The sequence below is a fragment of the Buchnera aphidicola (Aphis aurantii) genome (genome assembly GCF_039388985.1).
In the GTDB taxonomy this organism is placed as follows: Bacteria; Pseudomonadota; Gammaproteobacteria; order Enterobacterales; family Enterobacteriaceae; genus Buchnera; species Buchnera aphidicola_BL.
Map to the genome: position 1 here is coordinate 618,200 of NZ_CP135021.1, position 10,671 is coordinate 628,870.

A 10,671-nucleotide genomic window follows, 5' to 3' on the forward strand; every position below is an offset into this window, starting at 1 on the left:
AGAAATATGAAATGTTATTGAGCTACTGAAATTTTTTTCATTTCTTTCATATAGTTTCTTAGTTTTAATCCAATAATTTCAATTGGATGATTCCGTATACTTTCATTGATTTTATATAATTCAACATTATCTATTGATATGTTAGATAAAGAGGAACCTAAATCAGATTTTTTAAGATGCATGACAAAATTTTTTAATATAGGATAAGCTGATTCAGAAAACAAATAACTACCATATTCAGCTGTATCTGAAATAACCATATTCATTTCGTATAATTTTTTTCGTGCAATTGTATTAGCGATTAATGGTAGTTCGTGCAAAGACTCATAATAAGCCGATTCACTCTTAATGCCTGATTTTAACATTGTTTCAAAAGCTAATTCAATTCCTGATTTTAATATTGCAACCATTAGAATACCATGATCATAATATTCTTGTTCACATATTTTTTTAGAATATTTTGGAGATTTTTCAAAAGATTTTTCTCTGAAATGATTGCGCCAATTTAATAATTTTATATCATTATTATTCCAATCGTTCATCATTTCATTTGAAAATTCACCTGAAATAATATTATCCATATGTTTTTCAAATAATGGTTGTAATATTTTTTTTATTTCTTGAGATAATTGAAAAGCTCTTATTTTTGATGGATTTGAAAGTCTATCCATCATTAATGTAATTCCTCCATGCTTCAACGATTCAGTAATTGTTTCCCATCCATATTGTATTAATTTTCCACAATACCCAGGTTCATTATGATCTTGAATTAATTTTTCATAACAAATTAATGATGCTGTTTGAAGCATTCCACATAAAATAGTTTGTTCTCCCATTAAATCTGATTTTACTTCAGCTACAAATGATGATTCTAAAACTCCAGCTCTATGACCACCTGTAGAAAACGCCCATGCTTTAGCAATATCTAAACCTATTTTTTGTGGATCATTATCATGATGTACTGCGATTAATGTAGGCACTCCAAAACCTCTTTTAAATTCTTCTCGAACTTCTGTTCCAGGGCATTTTGGAGCCACCATAACAACTGTAATATCTTTTCTAATTTTTTCATTGCATTCTACAATATTAAATCCATGTGAATAACCTAAAGATGCATTAGGTTTCATTAATTTTTGAATTTCCTGAATAACATTTTTATGTTGTTTATCAGGTGTTAAATTAATGACTAAATCTGCAGTTGGAATTAGATTTTCATAATTATTTACTGTGAAATTATTATTGATAGCGTTTAACCAAGATTGATTTTTTTTTAAAATACTTTGATTTTTAAGTGCGAAAGCAATATTAAGTCCTGAATCTCTCATATTTAAGCCTTGATTTAAACCTTGAGATCCGCAGCCTATAATAACAATTTTTTTATTTTTTAAAATTTTATTTTCATTTTTAAATTCTTTTCTATCCATAAAACGACATTTTTTAATTTCTTTTATTTTTTCACGAAAAGATAATTTGTTAAAATAGTTCATTTGAATTTTCCAACGTATTAAGAATTAATGTATTATAAATATTAAGAATTGTGTAATTTATTTTTATCTCTTATCGCGCCAGTGTCTGCGCTAGTTGCATGAGCAGCATAAAATTGCAAGGCTAAAGAAATTTTTCGTTTTCGATTTAATGGTTTAAATGCTTTATTTCCTTTTAGTTTTTCTTCTATCATTCGATGATCTAACTCTTTTTCCGTGACATTTAAATGGATTGTTTTTTTATAAATATTAATGTGAATATTATCTCCATTTTTAACTAATGCTATTATTCCTTTATTTGCAGCTTCAGGAGAAACATGCCCTATTGAAAGTCCTGATGTACCACCTGAAAATCGTCCATCAGTAATTAATGCGCATGTTTTGTCTAAATTCATAGATTTTAAATATGTTGTAGGGTATAACATTTCTTGCATTCCAGGACCGCCTTTTGGGCCTTCGTATCGAATAATTATAATATCTCCAGACACTACCTTTCCTTTAAGTATTGACTGTACAGCTTCTTCCTGACTTTCGTATACTTTTGCTATTCCAGAAAAAATATAATTTTTTTTATTTATTCCAGCAGTCTTTATTATACAACCATCTTTTGCTAGATTTCCATACAAAACAGATAACCCACCTTCTTTACTATAAGCATTTTCACAAGATCGAATACATCCATTAACACGATCTTTATCAAGATTTTTCCATCTAAAATTTTGTGAAAATGGTTTAATTGTTCGAACACCTCCAGGACCTGCATGAAACATTTTTATTACATTTCTTTTGTTAGTAGATAAAATATCATAATTATTCAACATTTCTTCTAAAGTCAATCCTAATACATTTTTAGTTTTTTTATTTAATAAGTGAAAACGATTTAATTCTGCTAATATACCCATGATACCACCTGCTCGGTGAACATCTTCTACATGATATAATTTTGTACTCGGGGAAACTTTACAAATATGTGGTGTATTTTTCGAAAGATTATCAATATTAGACATCTTAAAATCAATATTTCCTTCGTTTGATGCGGCTAATAAATGCAATATAGTATTTGTAGATCCACCCATTGCAATGTCTAATCTCATAGCATTTTCAAAAGATTCTTTATTCGCAATATTTCTAGGCAAAAATTCTTTCTTGTGATGTTCATAATAATTTTTCGTAATTTTTACTATTATTTTGGCTGATTTTTTGAATAATTTTTTTCTATCAATATGAGTAGCTAAAAGTGTTCCATTTCCAGGTAATGCTAATCCTATTGCTTCCATTAAACAGTTCATAGAATTAGCAGTAAACATGCCTGAACAAGATCCACATGTAGGGCATGATGATAATTCAATTTTTTTTATAAATTTATCTGAATTATTCGGATTACCTCCATGAACAATTGCATCAACTAAATCGATTTTTTCTATGTTTTTTTCTATAGTTATTTTCCCTGCTTCCATAGGTCCTCCTGAAACAAAAACTGATGGTATATTTAGACGCATAGAAGCCATAAACATTGCAGGTGTAATTTTATCGCAATTAGAAATACATATCATTGCATCAACACAATGTGCGTTAATTACATATTCTATAGAGTCTGCGATTAGTTCTCTAGAAGGTAAAGAATATAGCATTCCAGCATGTCCCATCGCTATTCCATCATCTATTGCGATAGTATTAAATTCTTTAGGAACACCACCTGATTTTGATATTTCTTTTGAAATTATTTTACCTACCTCTCGAAGATGTATATGACCTGGTACAAATTGTGAAAACGAATTAACTATTGCAATGATTGGTTTTTTAAAATCTTCATCATTCATTCCTGTAGCTCGCCATAAAGACCTAGCTCCAGACATATTTCTTCCTTGCGTTGTTGTGAAAGAACGGTATTTAGGCATTTTAAGTAACCTCATGAAATATTATTTCATAATATAATTGTTAAAATATACATGTTTTATTTTTCAAACAAAATAAGAATGACGTATATAATTAATCGATTTTATAAGGAAATTGTTTTATAAACTGATGAGTGAAATTTGGCAGGGGTGGAAGGACTTGAACCTACAACTTTCGGTTTTGGAGACCGATGCTCTACCAATTGAACTACACCCCTAATGACATTTAAATTTTTAAAGTATTTAATTATATGATTAATTGATAAAAAAGTCTAGTTTGTATTTTATAAAAAATTTGATGATAAAGTATATTAATTTTTAGATCTAAAAAGTTGTTAAAATGATAGAATAGTTTTATTTAATCATTACAAATGATAAGGTAAAAATTGTATGAAAACTCCAATTTATTTAGACTATGCAGCTACTACCCCAGTAGATTTTCAAGTTGCTAAAAAAATGATGAATTATTTAACAATTGATGGAATGTTTGGCAACCCTTCATCTCGGTCACATAAATTCGGTTGGGAAGCTGAAGAAATTGTTGATATTGCTCGCAATCAAATATCTGATTTAATTGGAGCAGATTCACGTGAAATTATATTCACTTCAGGAGCAACGGAAGCAAATAATTTAGCTATTAAAGGTATTGCATTATTTCATAAAAAAAAAGGAAATCATATTATTACAAGCAAAACAGAGCATAAATCAGTATTAGATGCTTGTAGATATTTGGAAGGAGAAGGTTTTTCAGTAACTTATTTAACTCCTAAAAATAACGGTATTATTGATTTAAATAATTTAAAAAAACATATTAGAAAAAACACTATACTTATCTCTATAATGCATGTGAACAATGAAACTGGAATTATTCAAGATATCAATAGTATTTCTGAAATCTGCAAATCTCGTGATATTTTTTTTCATGTTGACGCTACGCAAAGTGTTGGGAAAATTAACATTAACATAAAAAATTCTTGTATAGATTTAATGTCTTTTTCCGCCCATAAATTATATGGCCCAAAAGGTATTGGAGGACTATATGTTCGCCGAAGACCTCGTGTTCGTTTATTAGCATCTTTACATGGGGGAGGGCATGAAAGAGGTATGAGAGCTGGAACTTTACCAGTACATCAAATTGTCGGCATGGGAGAAGCTTTTGAATTAGCAAAAAATAAGATTAAAGATGATTTTATTCATTTAAATAATTTGAGAAATGATTTATGGAATGGCATTAAAAATATCGAAGAAGTTTATTTAAATAGTGATTTAAAACAAGGTGCACCTCATATTTTAAATGTTAGTTTTAACTATGTTGAAGGTGAATCATTAATTATGTCGCTTAAAGATCTTGCTATTTCATCGGGTTCAGCATGTACTTCATCTAGTTTAGAGCCATCTTATGTATTAAGAGCGTTAGGCATAAAAGATGAGTTAGCACATAGTTCTATTCGTTTTTCTATTGGTAGGTTTACAACAAAAGAAGAAATTCAACACACAATAAAATTAGTTCATCAATCTATTTCTAAACTTCGAGAACTTTCACCATTATGGGAAATGTTTAAATCAGGAGTTGATTTAAATAGTATAGAATGGGATCATAATTAAAACAACAAAAAATAAAAGGTATATCAAAATGGCTTATAGTAAAAAAGTTATGGATCATTATGAAAATCCTCGGAATGTTGGTTCTTTTCCTAGCTCAGATATTAATGTTGGAAGTGGTTTAGTCGGCGCGCCTGCTTGTGGTGATGTTATGAAGTTGCAAATTAAAGTTAATTCAAAAGGTATTATTGAAGATGCTTGCTTTAAAACATATGGTTGCGGTTCTGCTATTGCTTCTAGTTCACTAGTAACGGAATGGATTAAGGGAAAATCAATAAAAGAAGCAGAATCTATTAAAAATACAAGTATAGTTGAAGAACTAGAATTGCCTCCAGTAAAAATCCATTGTTCTATTTTAGCAGAAGATGCTATTAAATCAGCTATTTTAGATTATAAAAATAAAAAAAATAGAGATTAATATTATTTTCATAATTTAATGTTGAAAAGTTTTTTTCAGCATTAAATTTTAATTTAACTTGCTTATATAGTTTTATTTGGGTGTTTATGAATTACTTTACATTATTCCAATTACCAAAAAAATTTCGAATAAATAAAGATTTATTACATAAAAACTTTTATAAATTACATTTACAATTTCATCCTGATTTATTTATAAATGATTCTGAATCTAAAAAAAAATGGATATTAAAAAAATCCATTGAAATTAATAAAGGATATAAAACTTTAAAAAGTTCATCGAATAGATCAATATATTTACTTTTTCTTAACGGTATTAAAGTTAATCAGAATAAATTGTTATCTGAAAATCAGTATTTTTTGAAAAAATATTTTTTTTTATATGAAGAATTAGAAATTATTAAAACAAAACATAATTCAAATATAATTCATTTAAATAATTTTTTTAAAAAAATAGAAGATGAAATAAAAAATTGCGAAAATTTACTTGATTATGAATTTAATAATAAAAATTGGAATGCAATTATTAACATAATATCTCAATTATTGTTTTTAAAAAAAATAAAAAAAACTTAAAAACATAACAATTTTTACTTAAATTGAATAAATTAGGATGTTTTTATATGATTTTTTTGAAAAAAAAATTTGATAAAAAATTAATTTTAGGTATTGACTTTGGAACGACTTATTCTCTTGTTTCTACTATAGATCAAAATCGTGCTTTATTATTAACTGATGATAAAAAACGTTATTTAATACCATCTGTTGTAAATTGCAGAAAAAATAATTTTTTAGTTGGTTGGGAAGCTGAAAAAAAAATACTGAAAGATCCTATGAATACAATTATTTCAGTAAAACGTTTAATCGGTCGATCTATTGATTTTATTAAAAAAGAATTTCCAGTTTTACCTTATGTTTTGGAGAAAAGTAAAAATCAAGATATTTTATTTCATACTCAATCAGGAAAAGTTTCGTCTATTGAAATTGTTGGTGAAATATTAAAATATCTTAAAAAAAGAGCTTGCTCTTTATACAAAATCAAAACAGACTCAACTGTCATAACTGTTCCGGCATATTTTAATAATATTCAGCGTTCTTTAATAAAAAAATCTGCTATTTCTGCAGGAATCAATTTAATTAGATTATTAAATGAACCTACATCTGCTGCTATGGCATATGGTTTAGAACAAAATACACAAGGTATTGTTGTAATTTACGATCTTGGAGGTGGTACTTTTGATGTTTCTATATTAAAATTAAATAAAGGATTATTCGAAGTATTGGCGACAAGTGGTGATTCTAATCTGGGTGGTGATGATTTCGATGTTCTTTTAGCAAACTATATTTATAAAAAATCTAACTTGTTATATGATAATAATGAATCTTTTTATAATTTATTATTAAAAACAGCAAAGAAAGCGAAAATAAAATTAACTTATTATAATTCAGTAGAAGTTACTTTATTAGAATGGAAAGGAGTAATTACTCGTAATGAGTTTGATATAATTATTAAACATTTAATCGAAAAAACTTTATTAATTTGTACAAAAATATGCAAAGAAATAGAATTAAATATAAAAGATATTAAAGAAATTATTATGGTAGGAGGTTCTACGCGAGTTCCATTAGTATACAATGAAGTTAAAAAATTTTTTAAAACTAATCCATTAATTTCAATTAATCCAGATCAAGTAGTGGCAATGGGAGCTGCATTGCAATGTAATATGCTGATATGTAACTCTATGCAACATCGAACAATATTATTAGATGTAATACCGCTTTCATTAGGAGTTGAGGTGATAGGTGGATTTGTCGAAAAAATTATTTTTCGTAATAGTCATATACCGATTTCTAAAACAAAAGAATTTACAACTTCAAAAGATAATCAAACAGGAATTGTTATTCATGTGTTACAAGGAGAAAGAGAGCTTGCAAAACATTGTATTTCTCTTTCTCGATTTGTTTTAAAAAATATTTCTCTTGGTAAAGCAGGTACAGTTAGAATTTTAGTGACATTTCAAATTGATACTGATGGTTTGATCAGTATCACTGCACTTGAAAAAAACAGTAAAAAATCTAAAACAATTCAAATTGATAATTCTTTATCTAAGTATAAAAATATTTCTGAAATTATTAAAGATCATAAGAATAATATTAAAAATGATTATTATTTAAGAATTAAAGAAGAAAAAAAAATTGAATCCAAAAATATTTTAGATTTATTAAATAACGCTTTAAAAAAAGATCAAAATTTAATCAATAAAAACGAATTAAAAAAAATTAAAGAAAATCAAATAGAACTTCAAAAATCCATCGATGAAGATGATTTTTATTCTATTAAATTAAATTTAAAAAAATTAAACGAATCAACTCAAACATTTTTTTCATTACGGTTAAAAAATGAAATTAATAGTATTTTAACTAATAAAACAGATGATACTAAATAATGCCTAAAATTTTTTTTCTACCTCATAAGTTCATATTACCCAAAGGTGCTATTTGTGAATGTAAAAAAGGTGAAACTATCTTAAACGTCGCACTATTAAATAATATTAAAATAGAACATGCATGTGAAAAATCATGTGCTTGCAGCACTTGTCATTGTATCATACGAAAAGGGTTTCTTTCTCTTTCAGGGTGGAGTGAACAAGAAGAAGATGTTTTAGATAAAGCATGGGGTCTTGAATCCACCAGTCGATTAAGTTGTCAAGCAATTGTTGGAGATATTGATATCGAGGTGGAAATTCCTTTGTATAATACTAATCATATTACTGAAAATTAGTTTAGTTTTTGAATATATGGATTTATTGTATCTTTAAATTTGATTTCAATTGGTATACCTTCAATTTGAAGGGATTCATAAAAAAAATTTTCTAAATATCTTGTATAAGTTATTGGCAAATATTTTGTTTGATTACCATGTATAATAATTTTAATTGGAATGGAACTTCCTAGATGCACATATTTTAATTTTATTCGACGTTTATTAATTATTGGAGGTTGGTGTTTTTGTATTGCTTCTTTCATTATTTTCATAAGCTTTGAGGTGTTTATTTGTTTTTTAGTCGATTGATGAACATGTTTAATTAATTTAAATATTTCAAAAATTTTTTGGCTTTTTAGTGCTGATATAAAATGTATTTTTGCAAAAAAATAGTTTTTTAATTGATAATTTATTAATTTTTTAAATTTTATTTTTTCTATAACATTTAATAAATCCCATTTGTTAATTATGATAATTAATGGTTTTCCAAAATTTTTAATTTTATTTATTAATAATAAATTTTGATTACATATTTTTTTTTGTTCATCTTTTGCATCTATAATAAGTAATGTTATATCTGTTTTTTCAATTGTTTCTAAAGTTTTAATAACAGATATTTGTTCTATTTTGTTTTTTTTTCTTTTCTTTTTTGATGTTCCTGAAGTATCGATTAAAATATAATTTTTATTATTATATTTTATAGGTACAGATATAGCATCTAGTGTTGTACCTGGTGTATTGGAAGTAATAATTCGATTTTGCATTACAAGCGAATTAATTAATGTTGATTTACCAACATTAGGTTTTCCTATACATGCAATTTTAATTGGGATATTTTTTATTTCTTCTTGTTTATCTATCGTTTTTTTTAGCTTTATTTTTTGAAATTTAGATTCTATCCAAGGAATTAAATATTCATTAATAAAATTATTTATTCCTTGGTTATGGCTTGCAGATATTTTGATATTGTTTTTAATTCCCAAGGAATAAAATTCGTTTAATTTTTCATTTTTTTTAATTCCGTCTATTTTATTAATTATTAAAAAAAAATCTTTTTCATGTTTTTTTATTGTCTTTAATATTTCATATTCTTCTGGAAGAAGTCCTTCTCGAGCATTGACCATAAATAAAATTAAATCTGCTTCATTCATGGCCATTAATGTTTGTTTATGAGCTTGTTTTTGAATTTTTTTTAATTCAAAATCAAAACCTGATGTATCTGTTAAAATAAATTTTTTATTTTTTTCTAAATAACACAGTCCGTAATTTCTATCTCTTGTAAGTCCTGAAAAACTTGAAACAAGAGCATTTCTTTTTTTGGTTAATATGTTAAAAAAAGTAGATTTTCCTACATTAGTACGGCCGATTAAAGCAATAATAGGTAACATTTTTATATACTCTTTTTTTTATAAAGATTGTTTATTTTTTATATGAATTATTGATTTTGAGCTTCATTTATTTTTATGTTAATTATCTCTTTAGATATTTTAGATTTTTCAAAATATTTACTTTTTTCCCAAGCTTGAATAGCTAATTTTATATTTCCATTTTTCATAAAAATATCTCCTTTAATATTTTCAACTATGTTCGTCCAAGAATCATCTTTAATTTCTTCGATAATTTTCATTGCATCTTTATTTTGATTTTGTTGTATTTTTATTTGTGACATTCTCAATCTTAAAATATTTTTTAAATTTTCTTCTTTTGTGTATTTTAAGCTGTTTTCTAATTGAATAAATGCTTTTTCTAAATTATTTTTTAAAATATATTGTTTTGATAGCGATAAAGAAATTAAAGTACCATAAATATTTTTGTTTTCTATTATAAATTTTTCTATTTTTTTAAAATCTAAATTCTTTCTTGCATGTATTTCTTTTAATATTTCTTGATAATTATTTTTATATGAATTTTGTATATTATTTTTTGGTTTGATCTTAAAAAATAGGATTATCAAAACAAAAATTAAAATAACTATAATTAAAAAAAATTTTTTTTTTGAAAAAAATGGTTTTTTAATATGATTGTGTTGTGTTAAATGCATTTTTTTTTCCTTCTATTGAAAACAAAACAACTCTTAGTAAACCTTTATTAAGTTTAATCTTTTTAAGATTAAAAAGATATTTTTAAAATTTTTTTTTATTAATGAATGCAATATTAATTTTAAAAAAAATAGTAAAAAAAATTTTTTTTTGACATAAAACCATTTTTTTACAAGTTATTCATATATTAAACACTAATTGTACACAACTAGTTAACAACAGAAGTTCTTTTATTATCAATGCTAAAGATGACTTATCCACAGATTTCTTATTTACTAATAATAATAATATATATTATTTTATTTATATTTTATTTAAAAACATAAAAATAAAAACCTAAATATAAAATATAAAAACAAACATAAAAATCTATCTTTAACATTAAAGTCTTATTTTTAATATTTACATATGTTATCTTGATTAAAATATTAATAATGTATAAAATAATTTCAATGTCTTAAGGTATTATT

General features: G+C 25.1%; 9 protein-coding genes and 1 tRNA gene. 5 read left to right on the top strand and 5 right to left on the bottom strand.

Features of this window, described 5'->3' with window-relative positions; genetic code table 11:
* Positions 1-14 precede the first annotated feature (14 nt).
* From ilvC to RJT32_RS03020, 3 genes are all read right to left on the bottom strand, one after another.
* A complete protein-coding gene (gene ilvC / locus RJT32_RS03010) occupies positions 15-1,487 on the bottom strand; it encodes a ketol-acid reductoisomerase (RefSeq protein ID WP_343154247.1) in 1,473 nt (490 codons plus the stop codon).
* Between the two features lie 41 nt (positions 1,488-1,528).
* Positions 1,529-3,382: a dihydroxy-acid dehydratase gene (gene ilvD / locus RJT32_RS03015; RefSeq protein WP_343154248.1), complete on the bottom strand. Its 1,854-nt coding sequence runs from the start codon at positions 3,380-3,382 to the stop codon at positions 1,529-1,531.
* Between the two features lie 139 nt (positions 3,383-3,521).
* Positions 3,522-3,597 (bottom strand) — tRNA-Trp (locus RJT32_RS03020).
* A gap of 172 nt (positions 3,598-3,769) precedes the next feature.
* Here RJT32_RS03020 and RJT32_RS03025 point away from each other — a divergent pair.
* From RJT32_RS03025 to fdx, 5 genes are all read left to right on the top strand, one after another.
* On the top strand, positions 3,770-4,984 hold the full coding sequence (locus tag RJT32_RS03025; RefSeq protein WP_343154249.1) for an IscS subfamily cysteine desulfurase: 1,215 nt from the start codon (positions 3,770-3,772) through the stop codon (positions 4,982-4,984).
* Between the two features lie 28 nt (positions 4,985-5,012).
* Positions 5,013-5,399, top strand: coding sequence for a Fe-S cluster assembly scaffold IscU (gene iscU / locus RJT32_RS03030; RefSeq protein ID WP_343154250.1), 387 nt, complete (start codon positions 5,013-5,015; stop codon positions 5,397-5,399).
* A gap of 86 nt (positions 5,400-5,485) precedes the next feature.
* The gene (hscB, locus tag RJT32_RS03035) at positions 5,486-5,974 is read left to right on the top strand and encodes a Fe-S protein assembly co-chaperone HscB (RefSeq protein ID WP_343154251.1); all 489 of its coding nucleotides are present in this window, start codon (positions 5,486-5,488) and stop codon (positions 5,972-5,974) included.
* Between the two features lie 47 nt (positions 5,975-6,021).
* Entirely contained in the window at positions 6,022-7,845 is a 1,824-nt protein-coding gene (gene hscA / locus RJT32_RS03040; protein WP_343154252.1) for a Fe-S protein assembly chaperone HscA, read from the top strand.
* Complete coding sequence (gene fdx / locus RJT32_RS03045; protein ID WP_343154253.1) at positions 7,845-8,180, top strand: ISC system 2Fe-2S type ferredoxin; 336 nt, start codon at positions 7,845-7,847, stop codon at positions 8,178-8,180. The genes hscA and fdx overlap by 1 nt, the downstream gene beginning before the upstream one ends.
* Here the strand turns inward: fdx and der are convergent.
* Both der and RJT32_RS03055 read right to left on the bottom strand, forming a co-directional pair.
* On the bottom strand, positions 8,177-9,550 hold the full coding sequence (der, locus tag RJT32_RS03050; RefSeq protein WP_343154254.1) for a ribosome biogenesis GTPase Der: 1,374 nt from the start codon (positions 9,548-9,550) through the stop codon (positions 8,177-8,179). The two genes, fdx and der, sit on opposite strands and share 4 nt — an antisense overlap.
* Positions 9,551-9,597: 47 nt before the next feature.
* Complete coding sequence (locus tag RJT32_RS03055; RefSeq protein ID WP_343154255.1) at positions 9,598-10,203, bottom strand: YfgM family protein; 606 nt, start codon at positions 10,201-10,203, stop codon at positions 9,598-9,600.
* Between the last annotated feature and the right edge of the window lie 468 nt (positions 10,204-10,671).